Below are 17037 nucleotides of genomic sequence, written 5' to 3' on the forward strand. Positions count from 1 at the left end.
AGTCATTTGCAATTCAGGCGTGTTTCAGCTAAGATGGCAAGTTGATTTTTTAATATTTTAAGGGGTGGATTCATGAGCGCGATTGAGCAAACAATCAACATCGGCATCGTTGGTGGAACAGGCTATACAGGCGTCGAGCTTCTGCGAATCTTAAGCCGTCATCCGAACGCAAGCATTCAGTATTTAACTTCAAGAAGTGAAGCAGGGCGCGCTGTCAGTGAGATTTTCCCAAGCTTGCGCGGCGTGTGTGATGTGGTCTTCAGTGACATGACGGACGCTGTCATGGATCAGATGGCAAAGGCGTGTGATTTGGTATTTTTTGCGACGCCGCATGGGGTTGCGATGGCGCATACTCCCAAGCTTGTGGCAGCGGGCGTAAAAGTCATTGATTTGGGTGCGGATTTTCGTTTGCAGTCGCTTGATGATTTTGAAGAATGGTACGGCATGGCGCACACTTGCCCAGAGATTTTATCTCAATCGGTTTATGGCTTATCGGAGGTCAATCGCGAGCACATCGCTGCTGCTCAAGTAATCGCTAATCCAGGCTGCTACCCGACGACGGCAATTTTGGGTCTTAAGCCAGTGATTGACGCCATGAATACCCATGCTGACGCCCTGATTGATGGACGCATCATCATAGATGCCAAATCGGGGATCTCAGGTGCAGGCAGACAAGGTAAGCTGTCGATCAGCTATGCTGAAACGGCAGATAATTTTAGTGCTTATGGTGTGACAGGACATCGTCATACACCAGAGATCGCACAAGGCATGAATGAGATTTTATCAGCAAAACTCCCAGTCAAAATCCGTTTTGTACCGCATCTGGTGCCTATGATTCGTGGTATGCTGAGCACCATTCATGTTCCTTTGAGTGATCAGGGCGCAGCTTTGAATTGGCAGGAGATTTTTGAGCGCGCTTATCAAGATGAATATTTTATTGATGTGCTACCAAAAGGAGTATTCCCTGATACGCGTTCGGCTCGAGCATCTAATAAGCTTCGTATCAGTATTCATCACGATCTGGATGTCTTAACGATAATCGTGGTGCAAGACAATCTGGTCAAAGGTGCAGCAGGGCAAGCGGTACAAAATATGAATATCATGTTTGGTTTTGATGAGACGACAGGTCTGGATCTGGTGCCGGTAACACCTTGATTAGGGTGTATTATTGATCAGCGGCTTGTGCTGACATAGTGATTCGATAAATTACTTGTAAACTATGGTGAATTTTATTAGCATTATTCAACAGTGCCCAAATAAATGGGCAATATTTGTGTGCTAAAATCTCGCCGTGATCCCATCCAACACCCAATAAAGCATAATTTTAAAGGTATATATGCAGACAAATACGCGTTTTCATCATCAGTCAGGCATCGGCGTTTTACTGATTGTTTCATGGCTTTTATTGGCTGTATTTGCGGTTATTATTGGCTATTTGGTGATGAATCCAGGCGTGGTAACCAAGCCATCAGAACAGCTGCCTGCCGTGAGTGCGCCCAATGAACAGGAGTGGCAACCTACCATCGCTGATGACAGCACAAGAGTACATCCTGATACACCTGCACCAATTGCGTCATATTATGAAGCAGTAAACCGAGCTGCCCAGTCGGTAGTGAATATTTATACCACCCAAAATGCACACCGTCAACTATATTCAAACGATCCTGTATTGCAGCAATTTTTGGAGCGTTATTATGGTGGAGCACCACATCAAGGCGTAAATCTAGGCTCAGGTGTGGTGGTGTCTAGCGAAGGCTATATCGTGACTAATGCCCATGTGATTAACGGTGCTGATGAGATTACAGTGGCACTAAATGATGGTCGTAAAGCACGCGCTACCGTTATCGGTAGTGATGCAGACAGTGATTTGGCGGTGATTAAGGTTGAGCTGGATAATCTTGTACCAATGGCATTTCGTGCTGAGCCAATTCGTGTTGGTGATGTATCACTGGCAATCGGTAACCCATTTGGCGTTGGTCAAACAGTTACCCAAGGCATCATTTCTGCGACAGGACGCACTGGTATCGGTGTCAGTAGTTTTGAGGATTTTATCCAAACAGATGCAGCAATTAATCCAGGGAACTCTGGCGGTGCTTTGGTTGATGCTAATGGTGCTTTGATTGGGATTAATACGGCGATTTATTCACGCTCTGGCGGTTCGATGGGTATTGGTTTTGCCATTCCCAATCAAATTGTCCAGCAAGTCATGACATCACTCATCACCACAGGTAAAGTTAGCCGTGGCTGGATGGGGATTGAAATGGTGCGTATGGCAGATGATCCTACAAATATTGAGAGTCGTTCAAATGTTATTATTCGTCAAGTTTGGCAGAATAGTCCAGCAGAGCATGCAGGCTTAAAATCTGGTGATAAAATTGTGCGTATTGATGGCGTGCAAATTACCAGTATCAATGAGCTTGTCGGTGTCGTCGCTCATAAAGCACCTGGCAGTCAGCTGACTGTTGATATTATGCGTGATCAGAGACCGATGACTGTACAGGTGGTATTAGCCGAGCGACCAAGCTCAGACACATTAAGCCAACCTATACAAAACTCGCCCAGTCAGTCAAGACAAAGTACACAGCTTGAACAACTATTGCAAGAGCTAGAGTCCCTGCATGGCACACCACAATGATGCAATTTAATATTTAAACCTGGGTAAATCTAGGCAAATCTAGCTTACCAAGGTTTATATTAAAACAATCAAGCATGACGCATTAAGTTTTTATTTGCACGGTTGGGCGGGTATGCTAAAATAGCCCATTATCTGACTTTTATAGCTGATTTATGCACCATTTGATCACATTGATTTGCCAATACAGCTTAGTGCTGATTATTTTGGTCATTTGGCAATTTGTGGTGGCAGTAGGTATGCTGCCAGATTATCTTTTGCCAAGTCCTTGGCAAATTTTACAAGCACTCATCGATGATGCCAATCTGTTGGCACATCATGCCAAATACACTTTAGCCACTGCCTTTATCGGGACTGTCATTGGTTTGGCGTTAAGTTTTGTGCTGTCGATTTTAATGGATTTGTCGCGCGGTTTTCGCCAAAGTGTGTATCCGCTGATACTGCTAAATCAAACCATTCCGACCATCGCTATCGCACCACTTTTGGTCATTTGGCTTGGCTATGGTATCTTGCCCAAGGTGGTTTTGGTGGTGTTGTCGGTGTTTTTTCCGATGACCATTGCACTGCTTGATGGCTATCGTTCTGTTAGTAAGGATGAGTTAAATTTATTTCGCTCTATGAAAGCCAATACCTATCAAACCTATCGTCATCTTAAGATTCCCTCGGCAATGGGATATTTTTTTACGGGTTTGAAAGTTGCGCTCAGCTATGCCCTGATTTCGGCGGTGGTGGCAGAATGGCTTGGGGGCTATCATGGGTTGGGTGTGTATATGACCCGAGTGCGTAAGTCGTATGAGCTTGACAATATGTTTGCGGTGATTTTTTTGATCAGTTTTTTGACATTGGCGCTGATCGCACTGGTCAAATGGCTGGAGCGCCGCGCGCTTGATTATCAATATAAGGAATAATAATGAAAATATTCTGTTTTCGACCACTGGTTGGCGTTGGCATTACCTTGGTAGCCGTATTAGCCTCATTAATGACTGCTTGTTCAAATGGGCAATCAGGCAATGAGCCAAAACTTCAAGAGTTGATTATTGCACTAGACTGGGTGCCAAATACCAATCATACAGGGCTATATGTTGCACTTGATCAAGGTTATTTTAAAGAAGCGGGTTTTGATGCCAAGATCGTACAGCCAAGCGAAGACAGCACGTCAACCTTGGTTGCAAATAAACGCGCAGATTTTGGTGTTTATTTTCAGCCGAATATGGTTAAGCGTCTGAATAAAGGCGAGCCAATCACGGCTGTGGCGGCGATCACTCAGCACAGTAGCGCAGGACTGCTATCGCTAGCCGAGCTTGGTGCAGTTACACCCCAAGATTTGCAGGGCAAACGCTACTCAACATGGGAAGATCCTGTCGATGATGCCGTGGTTGAGCAGGTTGTCGGTGCACCGCTTAATAAGATCCCTGGCGAATCCACCGACGCAACGACTGCACTACGCATGAATCAGTTTGACTACATCATGGCGTATTATAGCTGGGATGGTATTCATGCTGGTATCAAGGGTGTGGATACGAACTTTTTTTATTTAAAAGATGCCGATCCAGTTTTTGATTATTATGCGCCTTTATTAATTGCAAATAATGATGAGCTAAAAAACTACCCTGAAAAGTACAAAAAAGCCTTGGCAGCGATCAAACAAGGCTATCTCTATGCCGCTCACCATCCAGATGAAAGCACCGAAATCTTAGTTAAGCATGCTCCAGAGATTAATGTAGAACTTGCCAAAAAAAGCCAAGCGTATATCTCGCCGCAATATCTTGATGAGCAAGGCGATTGGGGGCGATTTGACTATGATCGCTGGGATCGGTTTTTTAACTGGGTTTATCAAAAAGGCTTGATGGATGAATTCACACCAAAAGCAGGCGTGACCAATGATTATTTGACCCAGTAATCTATCGCTCATGCACCCAAAGCTTGAATTCAAAAACATCGGTCACGCTTTCACCACGAAGGCCAAGACGCCATTATTTGATGGTCTGAATCTTAAAGTCGCTCAAGGCAGTGTGGTCAGCATCGTCGGTGCAAGTGGCGTCGGTAAAAGCACGCTATTTAATATCGCCGCTGGTCTGATCCATCCCAAATATGGACAAGTGATGATCGATGGCAGCGATGTCACTGGCGTAGCTGGGCATGTGGGCTATATGCTCCAAAAAGATTTATTACTGCCCTATAAGACGGTGTATGATAACATCGCTTTGCCATTGATGTTGTCGCATAAAACCAAGCAAGAGATCGCAGCGCACATTCAGCCGAATTTGGCGATTTTTGGGCTAGATGGACTGGTAGCAAAATATCCCAATCAGCTATCTGGTGGTCAGCGTCAACGAGCCGCATTACTTCGCACCTATTTATCTAATCGTGAACTGATGCTACTTGATGAGCCATTTTCTGCCTTGGATTTTGTGACCAAGGCGGATATGCACGAGTGGTTTGGGCAGTTTCGCCAAGCCAATCAGCTGACTTGTCTGATCATCACGCATGATATTGATGAAGCGATTTATTTATCTGATGAGATTTATGTATTAAAAGGCATGCCAGCGATGTTTACGCATCATTTTTGGGTACCTAAACAGCGGGATTTTTATCAATCTACTGAATATTTAACCCTAAAACAGCAAATTTTAACCGCCATTCGATATTAAGCATGTCTTTTGGGTAAATTATAATTTAACTTTTGCCAAATCAACATCAAAAAACCGGCTGAAGTAGCCGGTTTTAGTTATCTATATCGCTTAGATGATTAATCAATACGCTCAATGGTTACATTACCAACATTACCAGTCATACCAATGGCTTGTGCAGCACCATAAGACAAATCAAGCACACGATTGGTCTTGGGTCGATCGTTGATTTTGACGACCACAGATTTGCCATTATCGCGATTGGTCACTCTGACATGGCAATTCATTGGCAGGCTACTGTGTGCTGCCGTTAAGGCATTCATATCAAAGGTTTCGCCACTGGCAGTTTTACGACCATGAAACTGACGACCATACCACGAAGCGATGCCATTTTGTTTGAACTTATTGACAGTGCTTGAAGCGACAGCTGTCAAGCGATCAAGCACAGGAATATCTTCATCGGTTTTTTTGGATTTAGCAGATTGAGCAATCATTGGACTGTTAAGCGCCAAAGACGCAGGCTGACGCGCTGACTTGACCAAGCTTGATGCATTATTATGCTGCGTGGTGAGCTGCTGTAGCACATTGTCAATATTGGCAGGATTATTGCCGGCTTGCGCATTCATGCTTAAACTTGCGGTTAAAGTAATGCTCGCCAATCCAAGTAAAGATTTGCTCACTGTTTTCATGGTTACACCTTTAGTGTTGAAAACTCTGACAATGATTGAAAAATCGGAACATACTTAGCAAAGTATGCACAAATCAGAGTCAAAACATTATGTAAAATACCACTTCAAAAGATCAATGCAGTATCAATAAAAATTAATAAAAGAAAATGCTCATTGATGTAGTGCGCATCAAATACCTTATCTTAGCACTATTTTTTGAAATTACAAGGTCAATTATTCGCTGTTTTGGCGGATATTGCTCAAATTTTGTACAAAATATGGATAAATATTCTAAAAATCGCATCTTAGAAAAATATTAATCCAAGTCACTATGGCACCAAACTTTAATTTCAAGCAGGTATTAATTATTGATATTATCAATAATACCTTTATAATATGGGGTTGATTTGCTAAATTTCAAGCAATCGAGTATCCTGTCGGTGATGGATCAACTAATTTGGCGGTGAATTGATGAAAAATTTGAATCAATGCTTTTTGTTTATACTTATCATAAGTACATTGGCGGCCTGCAGCACGCCCACACCAACCAAACCGCAAGCAGCACCGATAAAAAAGCCGTCGGTGGTTATCACTCAAGCCAAAACGAGCGATCAGCACACGCATGAGTATGATGAATCTGTGAGTGATGTGGGGCTGCAGACACATTTTGAGGCTTGGCTGCAGACGCATCACACCGCCGAGCAAGAGGTGGCAAGGTATCAGGCGTATTTGCGATCAAAACTTGGTAACCATGTACCACCCATGAGTCAGCTGCTAACGACTGCGCACTCATGGCAGGCGTGCGGTCATGAACCTTATCAGGTGCCGCCTGCACACCTTTGGGATAAGATTGTACCGACATTGCAGTTATATCAAGATCTTAAGAGCAGAGGCATATTGCCAGACAATACCCAAATTCGCTCAGTGTATCGAAATCCTGAGCTCAACCAATGTGCTGGCGGTGCGCCAATGAGTAAGCATTTGACCAATGGCGCCGTTGATATTTGGGTGCCTGACTTTGAAATACAAAGCCAAGCACTGTATGATCTCCAAAATCGCTTATGCCAGTATTGGCTGGATCATGGCGAAAACCACAATTTTGGGCTGGGTTTATACGCCACAGGTGCCATCCATTTGGATACCCAAGGCTTTAGAAAATGGGGTGCTCAATTTTCTGAAACAAACTCTATTTGTCGTCATGTCTTGCCGAAAAATAAGCTATAATCATTGGCTAATCTTCAGCGGTATAAGTTATGTTGCCAACGCGCCTTATTCAAAATCGTCACATCTTAACTGAACTTGGCATCACCATGTGGGCGCCAAGACATGCTGATGTGATGACTCTGCCGTCTTGGTCTGGTGCATCTATGGAGGGCGCTGATGTCAAAGACTCTGATTTGCCGATGTCATCCATGCAGCCGCCTGCCCATCAGTCGCTATCGCCGAAGTCAGAAGTGCCGATACCACCGATCATACAAAGCTTGGATCCCCAACCAAAGATAGCCCTAACACCAGTTGGGCGCAGTCCAAAGCAGGTGAACGATACCCTACTCAAGACTCAACAAGCCAAAACATCGCAGCAGAAATCTCTACCGAATGATGTTCGTTTGGAGGCAGATCAGCTGGTTTCTGAATCTAAGCCGAAGGATAAGGTCCTTGAATATCATGTGAAAGTCATGATATATAGAAGCTGGATAATTATGGCTGATGTCGATGCTTTGGATACGGCAGGGCGTGAGCTTTGGCTGTCTTTGCATCAGTCACTGACTCGTCAGGCAAAGCAGCATCAGCTTGCATTAATCAGTAGACAATTCGACTATCCATTATTTGAGGATGATCCTGAAAGTGACTCTGTGTCTTTGGCAAATGTCAGTCTTAGAGGATTTATATTTGGGTGCATGCGTGAATCTGGTCAGGTAAAATACCTTGCGCCTTTGACAACTTTGCCTGATTATCTGAATTTAGAGAGCATTCAAAATTTGACGCTTATTAGCGACCATCATATCAGCCAAATGCTGCTAGATGGCACGGCAAAAAAAGCATTTTGGCAAGCGCTGCATCGCTGAATGATGAATTTGATGAATAGTTTTAGCGCTATAAAATAGACCAATCAATGCCGAATTGGTCTATTTTAGGCGACTAATCTGAGAAAATCAGAATATTTTAATGGCAAGGCTTTTTGAAAATGCCGCCGCAGTCTAGCTCACCTTGCTTGATAGGTATTTGCTCGCCGTGGGCATGGAGTGATGAGGTATCAAGAGCCTGACCGATCTTGGGCTTGCCATACATCAAAGCACCAACCCACATCGCGACATACATCAAAAGCTCGCTGCCTTCTTCGACAATGATACCCAAATCGCCCAAATTCAGCCATGCGTGCTCGCCAATATATTTTAGCAATAATAAAACAATGCCAGATAGAATCATCAGTCTAAAGCTTGCGCCTTTTGGGATCCATCTCTGAGCTTTGCCTTTGATCAGATAATTAAGCGCTGTCAGACCGATCGCGCCCATAACAAAATGCGTATAAGTGCGATTGCTGATACCAAACCAAATCGCATCAACAGGATATAAAACTCCGCGCAGCATATTGGTTTCGCGGATGACAAGCAATAAAAATACCATACCCACCCCAAGCCACAACTACTGATCCATCTGACTCAAGCGATTGCCAGACAGATAAAACGAGCAAAGAGTTGCCAAAATCAGCAGCAGGCATTGTAGATTTTCAATTAGCTGATATTCATCAAACTAAATTCTTGGCAAATAGGGCGCAAACGGTACAGACAGCACCGCCGCGTACAACAACAAAACCCAAAACCACCCATCAGTACTCATGTGTTTATGTCTAAAAATCATCTTAAAATCCTTACTGCATAATCATAGTGCTGATAATTGGCTTGCGCATCTTATACATTGTGCAGTCTGATCGCTGTATTTTTGCTGGTCTAGACTTTAAATAATCAGTCATCGACTGGTAACTTAAGCAGCGTGAAATTTTAACATAATTGTCATAATTTAATAGTGCGAAAATGCCTACAAAAATAGAAAATGATTTTGCAAATTTGTCAGTTAAATGAAAAGCTACCAAGCTTTGGTCTTGTCATCCTAAGCGATTACTTATAAAAAATGATGAAGCCTTATTTAAGGATATTTACTGATGAAATGTTTAAATACCGTCAAATGCCATAAATTTTCATGATATACTATGATGATTTATGGCGTCTTTTTTAAGGATAATAATATGACTCGTTTTGCAAATTTTTGTGCTGGTCCTGCCACCATGCCAACCGCTGTCCTTGAGCGTGCTCAAGCTGAGATGCTTGATTGGCAAGGTCTTGGTGCATCGGTGATGGAGGTTAGCCATCGCAGTACAGATTATATTGAGATGGCTCAAAAAGCCGAAGCTGATTTGAGACAGCTCATGGGTATCAGCGATGAGTATGCTGTGCTGTTTTTGCAAGGCGGAGCATCACTGCAATTTTCAGCAATCCCCCTAAATCTGATGAACGGCGGGACGGCGGATTATCTTGAGACGGGCACATGGTCAAATAAAGCCTATAAAGAAGCCAAGCGCTATGAGTCATTGGGTCTTGGTCAAGTTAACTTGGTCGCAACAGGCAGCGAAACCCAGTTTAGCGATGTGCCAGATCCAAGCACTTGGCAGCTCACCGAAGGTGCAAGCTATTTTCATTATTGCCCAAATGAGACCATTCATGGTGTTCAGATGTTTGATGTGCCGACAGTTGAGGCGCCCATCGTAGCGGATATGTCATCGTGTATTTTATCTGAGCCGATTTCGGTAGATAAATTTGGTGTCATCTATGCAGGCGCCCAAAAAAACATCGGTCCAGCAGGCTTGACTTTGGTCATCATTCGTAAAGATTTGCTAGATCAAGCCAGCGCATGGTGTCCGATAGTGATGAATTATAAAAATCAGCATGCCAATGACTCTATGCTTAATACGCCATCGACGTACGCCTGGTATTTATCAGGTCTGGTGTTTGAGTGGCTGCTTGAGCAAGGCGGTGTCGAAGCGATCGCTAAAGTCAATCGCGCTAAGGCTGATGCTCTGTATGCCGCCATCGATGGCAGCGATTTTTATGATAATAAAGTCAATCCAAAATATCGCTCAATCATGAATGTACCGTTTCATTTGGCGGATGACAGTTTGGATAAGCTGTTTTTGGAAGAATCCAAAAAAGCAGGCTTGTTAAACTTAAAAGGTCATCGTGCGGTGGGCGGGATGCGTGCCAGCATTTATAACGCCATCACACTGGAGCAAGTTCAGTCACTGACGGCATTTATGGCAGAGTTTGAGCGTAAGCACGGCTGATCATTGATGTGCTTGGCTTTTAGAGTTTGGCAAAAACCACGAATCGCATGGCTTGGTTCGTGGTTTTTGGTATTCATGGCGGCTTTATATGGCTGTGGCTACCACGATGATCATTCTTCTAATCATAAAACCAACCAGTCGGTATCTCAAGATACGGATACCAAATCATCAAACGCCCAACCAGGATTTTTAAATACGCTTGATCCTGCGCCGCTTAGTCAGGCTCGGCGCGACAGTCATTTAACCGATCGGCTGCAGACTCAGACAGTTTTGGCGTTTAATAATAGTGCCCAATATGCTCATCTTAAGCATCTACCCTACGCCAATCCTCATGCACCCAAAGGCGGCACACTGTCGATGGCAGCGATCGGCATGTTTAATAGTCTAAATAGTTTCATTGATCAAGGTGTGCCAGCGGCGGGCACTTTTTATTTGTACGACACCTTGATGGCAGGATCGCTTGATGAAGCTTTTGTGCTGTATCCACAGCTGGCTGACAAGGTGAGCTTTGATCCAAATGATCGCAGCTGGATTATTTATCACATTCATCCAGACGCCAGATTTTGGGATGATAGTGCAGTGACGGCTCATGATGTGCAAGCGACTTATCAAGCCATCTTATCAAAAGGCTTGATGTCTTGGCGGGCGTTTTTGTCAGGCATTGAGGCGATCGAGGTGCTAGACACTCATCAGGTTAAATTTTACTTTACGCCCTCGGCGTCGACTGACTTGGGGGCGACGGTCGGTTTGATGCCAGTATTTGCGCGTGATGATATCATTCAAAATTTTGATAAAATCAGCTTAACGCCGCTCATGGGCAGCGGTCCTTAGCGCCTAGACCGCGTAGAGCCTTCACGCCGCATCCGCTATATCAAAGACTCGTCATATTGGGGGCAAGATATCATGGTCAATCAAGGGCGATTTAATTTTGATGCCATTGAATATGTGTATTTCGCTGATGAAGCGATCGCCTTTGAAGGCTTTAAATCAGGAGTTTATCGCTTTCGTATCGAAAATGATATCAAGCGTTGGGCGACTTTTGAGCCAAACGCTGCTCATGGGATTTTAAAAGCCGCTATCCCAAATGATAATCCCGTGCTGATGCAGGGCTTGGTGATGAATCTTAGAAAGCCGCTATTTCAAGACATTCGCGTGCGCCGCGCGTTGAATTTGGCGTTTGATTTTGAATGGACGAATGCACAGCTTTTATACGGCGAGTATGAGTGATTAAACAGCTATTTTTTTGGCTCTGAAATCCAAGCCAAAGGTCAGCCCGATGGGATGGAGCGCCAAATTTTATCCAGCTTACCCTTAAATGATGATGAAAAATCCGCGCTAATTGGCGTACCAAAACAGCCCATCTCCGCCTACGATGGCATCAATCGCAGCAATTTATTAAAAGCCAAAGCGCTGCTTGAGCAGGCAGGATTTGGTTATCGGCAAGGTCATCTGATCGATCCGTCAGGAAAGCCTGTGCGTATCGAGATTTTATTGGTGGATGATCAGTATGAAGCCATTATTTTGCCGTATATTACTCATCTTAAGCGGCTGGGCATTCAAGCCAGCTTGCGACGCGTGGATAATGCCAGTTATATTCATCGTAAGCGGCATTATGATTTTGATATGATCATTGATCGGTTTATGCAGGGCAATGCTCCAGGGGCGGAGCAGGCATATCTGTGGGGTAGCGCGTCCGCTGATGAAATCGGCAATCAAAACACCATCGGTATAAAAAGTGCCGCCATTGATCAGCTGATCGATCGGCTGACCCAAGCGGACACTCGGGCGGATATCGTGCGCCATGCCAGAGTGCTCGATCGGCTGCTGCTGGCGGGGGGTATATGATCCCTTGGTATGGCAAAACAACCACTGATGTGATGTATTATAATAACTATCATCATCCTGACCGTCTGCCCAGTAGCAGCATCGGTTTGGATTATTGGTGGTATGAATAATTTTCAATAAAATTTTTTGAATAAAGTAAAGGTGTAATGATGAAAAATTATCAGATTCAAGCGGTATCAGCTTTTGAGGATAATTATATTTGGCTGATTCATGATGACACCCAAGCGATCATCATCGATCCAGGCAGCAGCCAAGAAGTGCTTGATTATTTGAACAGGCATCAGCTGATAGCCAGTGCCATTTTGGTGACGCATCATCATGATGATCATACAGGCGGCGTGCGTAAGATTTTGAATGTTTATAAAGACTGTGCTTTGTATGCGCATGAAGATCACGGCTTTAAAGAGTTGTCTTTTGTCAATTTGGTGGATGAAGGTGATGAAGTTGGCGTGATTGGTCTGACCTTTAAAGTTTGGCGCACCGCAGGGCATACAGACAGTCATTTAAGCTATGTGGCGGATATTGACCAAAAAACGCGTGTATTTTGTGGTGATACGCTGTTTAGTGCAGGTTGCGGGCGAGTGTTCACAGGTACGATGGCGCAGCTGTTTGAGAGTATGCGCAGGTTTAATGAGATGGACGATGGGGTGGTTTTTTATCCTGCGCATGAATATACGCTATCAAATCTTAAGTTTGCTCAGAGTGTGGCGACAGATGATGCTCAGCCGATGATCGATCAGGTGACCCAAGCAGTCAAAGCCTTGCGTCAAGCAGGTAAAATATCTTTGCCTGTGACCCTTGAGCACGAACGGAAAATCAATGTGTTTTTGCAAGCGTGCGATGCCCAAAAAGCCAAAGAATTTGCTGCCAAGCATCATTTGGCACAAGATACTGCGCTGTCGGTATTTACATGGCTGCGCGAAAAGAAAAACAATTTTTAATCAGTGATGAATGATAAAATCATCACCCCAAGGGTCGGTTTATGAGTTTGATTGTGCTGATCATTTGGGCATTGAGTATGTCGCTGGATGCATTCTCTGTGGCGATTGCCAAAGGCGTGGCAACTCGTGATATGACGTTCGCCAAAGCGCTGCGTCAAGGATTGGTCTTTGGCTTGGTAGAGGCGGTTGCGCCCATTCTAGGCTGGGTGATGGGTCGTCTGGCGCAACAATGGATACAAAGTGTCGATCACTGGATCGGATTTATTTTATTGTTCGCTTTGGGTGTGCGCTGTATTTATGAAGGGCTGACGGGCGAACCAAGCGCTGAGTCTTCATCACAAACCGGCATTTGGCTGTTCGTCACCGCCATCGCCACTAGTATTGATGCAACCGTGGCCGGTGTTTCGCTTGCCTTTTTGGAGGTGAATATCTGGCTGGCTGCGGCATTGATTGGCGCTGCAACGACTATCATGGCGACACTGGGACTTACTTTGGGGCAGCGACTTGGTGCACATTTTGGTAATCGCGCAATGATCTTGGGCGGGCTGATGCTGATCGCCATTGGTACTTATATTCTTTACAGTCATTTGACGGGGTGATAATGCGTTATGTCCTAAAGCGTTTGGCGCTGATGCTGCCGACCTTGTTTGTGATCTTATGTATCAATTTTATCATGGTTCAGATGGTGCCCGGTGGACCGGTGGAATATCAACTGACCAAAATCCAAAATGAACAACAAGCTTTAGCTGCTCAGGGCTTTGCGCTTGCCAATATCAACCATCAAGGGGCGAGCGGTCTATCACCGCAGATGCTTGCAGATCTGAACGCTCGCTTTGGCTATGATTTACCTTTGATCGAGCGTTTTTGGCTGATGATGTCAAATTTTGCTTACTTTGATTTGGGCGAGTCTTTTTTTTCAGGGCAGGGCGGTGATTGAGCTGATTATAGAAAAAATGCCAATCACGATTTTATTGGGAGTTTTGAGCCTGATAGTGATGTATGGTTTTGGAATTGTGATTGGGCTGTACAAGGTGCGCCATCATCGGTCGTTGCGCGATTCTGTGTTGACGGCGGTTTTGGCGGTGCTACATGCTTTGCCGGTATTTATGCTTGCGGTGCTTTTGCTGGTTTTATTGGCTGGTTCGAGCGGTTAGCAAATTTTCCTCATTCAAGGCGTGGTTTCCCCAAATTTTGAGCAGCTTGGCTGGATTGACAAAATCAAAGATTTGCTTTGGCATCTAAGCTTACCAGTACTTGCTGGTAGTCTTGGTTCTATTGCTGGCATTGCTTATTTGACCAAATTTAGTGTGATGGTAGAGCTCGATAAGCCATGCTGCCCGTGATGTCGCATTTGCCGACGGCGGTAGTGGGTGTGCTGTTTTCGGGGAATTTTTTGATTGAAATTATTTTTGGTATTGATGACATTGGGCATTTGGGTTATGAGGCGGTGATGCAGCGAGATTATCCATTGATGTTTGGTATTTTATACCTCTTTACGCTCATCTCAATGGTGGTGCAGCTCATCTTTGATGTGCTGTATCGCATGATTGATCCTAGAGTGGACTTTGAGGCTGTCTGATGTATCATTTGCCAAATGATTTACCCACAAAAAATCAGCCAATCAGCCGAATCGCAGTCATTTGGCGAAAGTTGTGTGCTCAGAAGCTTGGCTTTGGTTTCTTTGTGTTTATTTGTGCTGATTTTGATTGTATCACTATGCACCCCGCTGATTGCCAATGATAAGCCGCTGTATGTGCATTATCAAGGTGAGCATTTGTTGCCCATGTTGCAGGCGTATCCTGAGACAAGATTTGAGGGCGACTTTGAAACGCCGACCAATTACCATGATCCTGCAGTATTAAAATTAATCCATCAAAATGGCGATCTGTGGATGCCTCTCATAAAGTACGGTGAGCAGACATTGCGCATCCATTGGGAACAGATCAAGTGGGGCGAGATGTACTGGCACGACTACTTTATGCGCTGCGTATATCGCTGATATTTGGCATGGGGCTGTCTTTGATTGGCAGTATTTTGGGGTGCTTGCAGGCTTATTGATGGGTTATTTTGGTGGGCTAACCGATTTATTTGGCCAAAGACTCATTGAGATTTGGATTGGTCTGCCGCAGCTGTTTGTCATGATCATTTTGGCAAGTATCTTTGAGCCTTCATTGACGGTGCTATTTTTATTGCTGCTAAGCTTTGGTTGGCTGTCGCTGGTTTCGCTGACTCGGGTGCATTTTTTGCAGTCACGAAGATTGGATTATGTGCTCACCGCCCAAAATTTGGGTGTTCCTGCGTGGGTGATTATTTATAGGCGCATTTTATAGGCACATTTTACCCAGTACATTTTTACTGGTGCTATCACAACTGCCTTTTGTGGGGGTGGCTAATATTTCTGCCCTAACCACCCTTGATTTTTTGGGATGGGATTGCCGATGGGCTTGGTAAGCCTTGGCGAGCTTTTGGCACAAGGCAAAAACCATCTGGACGCACCGCATTTGGTTTTGTCGGGTTTTATTGCTTTGGCAGTGGTTTTGTCGCTATTAATTTTTATTGGGGAAGGCTTAAGAAATGCACTTGACAGATGAGCAAAACCCAAATGATCTGCCTATTTTGGTGCTTCAAGATTATCACTTAAGCTTAGGCGATCGTGTGCTGATCAGTGGCTTGACAGTGACGCTGTCGGCTGGCGAAATCTTGGGCGTCGTCGGTCGTTCAGGTGTCGGCAAAAGCACTGTAATGCTGTCGCTGCTGGGGCTGCTGCCGTCTGATTTTCAAGCTAAGGCAAGGCTTGCCGTCTTAGAGAATCAGCCAATTTTGCTATCCAAACAAGGTGATGAAACGGCCTTTTTGCCCATTCGTGGTCAAGGGATTGGCTATATTTTTCAGGAACCCAAAGCGGCATTTAACCCAATTCATACGATCGCAAAGCACTTTGATGTTGTCTTAAGCCGGCTTAATACCCCCAAAAAATCGCGCAAATCTGTGATGATTGAGCTGCTTGAACAATGTCAGCTGCCAAAACAGGTACTTAAGTGCTATTCCGATCAGCTCTCAGGGGGTGAGTGTCAGCGAGTGTGCTTGGTGCGTGCATTACTTGCCAAGCCTTCGGTGCTGATCTTAGATGAGCCGACAGCGATGTTAGACCGTATCGTCATCGCTCAGCTGCTCAAGCTACTTAGGCGCATCAATCAAACTTATCATACATCTATGATGATAATTAGCCATGATGAATCTGTCCAAAGCGCGATATGCCACCGCATCATTGAGATGATAGACTAACGATAATTGATTTAGATAATTGATTTAAATTTAGATCATATTAAACGGCAGAACGATGAAACACCTCCCTTAAAACAAAACTGGTATGTAGCTGGCTTACGCCCTCAATTTTACTGAGCCGATGTAATAAAAACTCTTCATAATGACGCATGTCTTTGACCAATACTTTCAGTAAATAATCTTCACTGCGTCCTGTCACGACGCTACAACTGACCACCTCGTCAAAATTTTGGATTTGGCTTTCAAATTCATAAAATCGCTCAGCGGTATGCTTATCCATACTCACCGCAACATAGACCGATAAAGTGTAGCCAAGTGCCGTAGGATTGGTAGCAGCGTGATAGCCTGTGATGACACCATCATCCTCAAGGCGTCTGATTCGGCGGATGGTGGGCGTGGGCGATAGATTAATCTGTTCGCTAATCTCTGCGATGGATAATCGAGCATCATCGGTCAGTATACGCAGTATTTTTTGATCGGTTGTATCTAAGGCGGTCTGTTTGGTGATATGGCTCATATGGATTATCCAAAGATAGCGATGAAATAATGGTTATTTTTACTATATATTAGCATATTTTTAGCAAAATCATCTAAAATATCTTGTAATAAATATCAAAATAAGTAAAAATTACTATACGATATTTGATACAATTAAGCCATCAAAATCGTTACTATTCAATATCTAAAAGTCAATAAACTT

General features: G+C 44.3%; 18 protein-coding genes and 2 pseudogenes. 17 read left to right on the forward strand and 3 right to left on the reverse strand.

Translation table 11 applies throughout. From position 1 onward, the window contains the following. Positions 1-72 precede the first annotated feature (72 nt). The 5 genes from argC (at position 73) to AO382_RS01350 (ending at position 5283) form a co-directional block, all read left to right on the forward strand. The gene (gene argC, locus AO382_RS01330) at positions 73-1155 is read left to right on the forward strand and encodes an N-acetyl-gamma-glutamyl-phosphate reductase (RefSeq protein ID WP_064617506.1); all 1083 of its coding nucleotides are present in this window, start codon (positions 73-75) and stop codon (positions 1153-1155) included. A gap of 181 nt (positions 1156-1336) precedes the next feature. Next, entirely contained in the window at positions 1337-2635 is a 1299-nt protein-coding gene (locus AO382_RS01335) for a S1C family serine protease (RefSeq protein WP_064617508.1), read from the forward strand. Positions 2636-2787: 152 nt separating this feature from the next. Continuing rightward, complete coding sequence (locus AO382_RS01340; RefSeq protein ID WP_064617510.1) at positions 2788-3540, forward strand: ABC transporter permease; 753 nt, start codon at positions 2788-2790, stop codon at positions 3538-3540. A gap of 2 nt (positions 3541-3542) precedes the next feature. After that, the gene (locus AO382_RS01345) at positions 3543-4532 is read left to right on the forward strand and encodes an ABC transporter substrate-binding protein (RefSeq protein WP_064617512.1); all 990 of its coding nucleotides are present in this window, start codon (positions 3543-3545) and stop codon (positions 4530-4532) included. A gap of 10 nt (positions 4533-4542) precedes the next feature. Continuing rightward, a complete protein-coding gene (locus AO382_RS01350) occupies positions 4543-5283 on the forward strand; it encodes an ABC transporter ATP-binding protein (RefSeq protein ID WP_064617514.1) in 741 nt (246 codons plus the stop codon). A gap of 98 nt (positions 5284-5381) precedes the next feature. Here the strand turns inward: AO382_RS01350 and AO382_RS01355 are convergent, their stop codons facing one another. Then, on the reverse strand, positions 5382-5951 hold the full coding sequence (locus AO382_RS01355) for a septal ring lytic transglycosylase RlpA family protein (RefSeq protein ID WP_064617516.1): 570 nt from the start codon (positions 5949-5951) through the stop codon (positions 5382-5384). A 474-nt stretch (positions 5952-6425) separates the two neighbouring features. Between AO382_RS01355 and AO382_RS01360 the strand changes: the two genes are divergently transcribed. Beyond that, positions 6426-7154 carry a D-Ala-D-Ala carboxypeptidase family metallohydrolase gene (locus AO382_RS01360; RefSeq protein ID WP_227513594.1) on the forward strand — a complete coding sequence of 243 codons (729 nt, stop codon included), beginning with the start codon at positions 6426-6428 and terminating at the stop codon, positions 7152-7154. 29 nt (positions 7155-7183) lie between these two features. Beyond that, positions 7184-7996, forward strand: coding sequence for a hypothetical protein (locus AO382_RS01365; protein WP_064617520.1), 813 nt, complete (start codon positions 7184-7186; stop codon positions 7994-7996). A 97-nt stretch (positions 7997-8093) separates the two neighbouring features. Here the strand turns inward: AO382_RS01365 and AO382_RS01370 are convergent, their stop codons facing one another. After that, positions 8094-8555, reverse strand: a complete 462-nt coding sequence (locus AO382_RS01370; protein ID WP_147286446.1) for a hypothetical protein — start codon at positions 8553-8555, stop codon at positions 8094-8096. Between the two features lie 71 nt (positions 8556-8626). Between AO382_RS01370 and AO382_RS10605 the strand changes: the two genes are divergently transcribed. The 10 genes and pseudogenes from AO382_RS10605 (at position 8627) to AO382_RS01405 (ending at position 16337) form a co-directional block, all read left to right on the forward strand. Next, positions 8627-8782 (forward strand): hypothetical protein, encoded by a 156-nt coding sequence (locus AO382_RS10605; protein ID WP_154806247.1) that lies wholly within the window; start codon positions 8627-8629, stop codon positions 8780-8782. Between the two features lie 392 nt (positions 8783-9174). Further along, positions 9175-10266 (forward strand): 3-phosphoserine/phosphohydroxythreonine transaminase, encoded by a 1092-nt coding sequence (gene serC, locus AO382_RS01375; RefSeq protein WP_064617898.1) that lies wholly within the window; start codon positions 9175-9177, stop codon positions 10264-10266. Positions 10267-10713: 447 nt separating this feature from the next. After that, a pseudogene (locus AO382_RS10955) lies at positions 10714-12111 on the forward strand (extracellular solute-binding protein). Positions 12112-12260: 149 nt separating this feature from the next. Beyond that, positions 12261-13052 (forward strand): hydroxyacylglutathione hydrolase, encoded by a 792-nt coding sequence (gloB, locus tag AO382_RS01385; protein WP_064617524.1) that lies wholly within the window; start codon positions 12261-12263, stop codon positions 13050-13052. A gap of 41 nt (positions 13053-13093) precedes the next feature. Then, complete coding sequence (locus AO382_RS01390) at positions 13094-13651, forward strand: manganese efflux pump MntP family protein (RefSeq protein ID WP_064617526.1); 558 nt, start codon at positions 13094-13096, stop codon at positions 13649-13651. Between the two features lie 2 nt (positions 13652-13653). Further along, positions 13654-13989, forward strand: a complete 336-nt coding sequence (locus AO382_RS11345; RefSeq protein WP_309544254.1) for a hypothetical protein — start codon at positions 13654-13656, stop codon at positions 13987-13989. Continuing rightward, the gene (locus tag AO382_RS11350; protein WP_309544253.1) at positions 13982-14206 is read left to right on the forward strand and encodes a hypothetical protein; all 225 of its coding nucleotides are present in this window, start codon (positions 13982-13984) and stop codon (positions 14204-14206) included. Before AO382_RS11345 ends, AO382_RS11350 begins: the two co-directional genes overlap by 8 nt. A 176-nt stretch (positions 14207-14382) precedes the next feature. Then, entirely contained in the window at positions 14383-14631 is a 249-nt protein-coding gene (locus AO382_RS11355) for an ABC transporter permease subunit (protein WP_309544252.1), read from the forward strand. A gap of 75 nt (positions 14632-14706) precedes the next feature. Continuing rightward, positions 14707-15643: pseudogene (locus tag AO382_RS11405) on the forward strand (ABC transporter permease subunit). Further along, positions 15627-16337 (forward strand): ATP-binding cassette domain-containing protein, encoded by a 711-nt coding sequence (locus AO382_RS01405; protein WP_064617528.1) that lies wholly within the window; start codon positions 15627-15629, stop codon positions 16335-16337. Before AO382_RS11405 ends, AO382_RS01405 begins: the two are co-directional and overlap by 17 nt. 40 nt (positions 16338-16377) lie before the next feature. Here the strand turns inward: AO382_RS01405 and AO382_RS01410 are convergent, their stop codons facing one another. Beyond that, entirely contained in the window at positions 16378-16854 is a 477-nt protein-coding gene (locus tag AO382_RS01410) for an Lrp/AsnC family transcriptional regulator (protein ID WP_064617530.1), read from the reverse strand. Between the last annotated feature and the right edge of the window lie 183 nt (positions 16855-17037).

Source organism: Moraxella catarrhalis (assembly GCF_001656295.1).
GTDB classification, from domain to species: Bacteria; Pseudomonadota; Gammaproteobacteria; order Pseudomonadales; family Moraxellaceae; genus Moraxella; species Moraxella veridica.

Bases quoted from the DNA above. Each gene is read 5' to 3' on its own strand.
- argC (WP_064617506.1), top strand. From the start codon at position 73: ATGAGCGCGATTGAGCAAACAATCAACATCGGCATCGTTGGTGGAACA.
- AO382_RS01335 (WP_064617508.1), top strand. From the start codon at position 1,337: ATGCAGACAAATACGCGTTTTCATCATCAGTCAGGCATCGGCGTTTTA.
- AO382_RS01340 (WP_064617510.1), top strand. From the start codon at position 2,788: ATGCACCATTTGATCACATTGATTTGCCAATACAGCTTAGTGCTGATT.
- AO382_RS01345 (WP_064617512.1), top strand. From the start codon at position 3,543: ATGAAAATATTCTGTTTTCGACCACTGGTTGGCGTTGGCATTACCTTG.
- AO382_RS01350 (WP_064617514.1), top strand. From the start codon at position 4,543: ATGCACCCAAAGCTTGAATTCAAAAACATCGGTCACGCTTTCACCACG.
- AO382_RS01355 (WP_064617516.1), bottom strand. From the start codon at position 5,951: ATGAAAACAGTGAGCAAATCTTTACTTGGATTGGCGAGCATTACTTTA.
- AO382_RS01365 (WP_064617520.1), top strand. From the start codon at position 7,184: ATGTTGCCAACGCGCCTTATTCAAAATCGTCACATCTTAACTGAACTT.
- AO382_RS01370 (WP_147286446.1), bottom strand. From the start codon at position 8,555: ATGGTATTTTTATTGCTTGTCATCCGCGAAACCAATATGCTGCGCGGA.
- serC (WP_064617898.1), top strand. From the start codon at position 9,175: ATGACTCGTTTTGCAAATTTTTGTGCTGGTCCTGCCACCATGCCAACC.
- gloB (WP_064617524.1), top strand. From the start codon at position 12,261: ATGAAAAATTATCAGATTCAAGCGGTATCAGCTTTTGAGGATAATTAT.
- AO382_RS01390 (WP_064617526.1), top strand. From the start codon at position 13,094: ATGAGTTTGATTGTGCTGATCATTTGGGCATTGAGTATGTCGCTGGAT.
- AO382_RS11345 (WP_309544254.1), top strand. From the start codon at position 13,654: ATGCGTTATGTCCTAAAGCGTTTGGCGCTGATGCTGCCGACCTTGTTT.
- AO382_RS11355 (WP_309544252.1), top strand. From the start codon at position 14,383: ATGCTGCCCGTGATGTCGCATTTGCCGACGGCGGTAGTGGGTGTGCTG.
- AO382_RS01405 (WP_064617528.1), top strand. From the start codon at position 15,627: ATGCACTTGACAGATGAGCAAAACCCAAATGATCTGCCTATTTTGGTG.
- AO382_RS01410 (WP_064617530.1), bottom strand. From the start codon at position 16,854: ATGAGCCATATCACCAAACAGACCGCCTTAGATACAACCGATCAAAAA.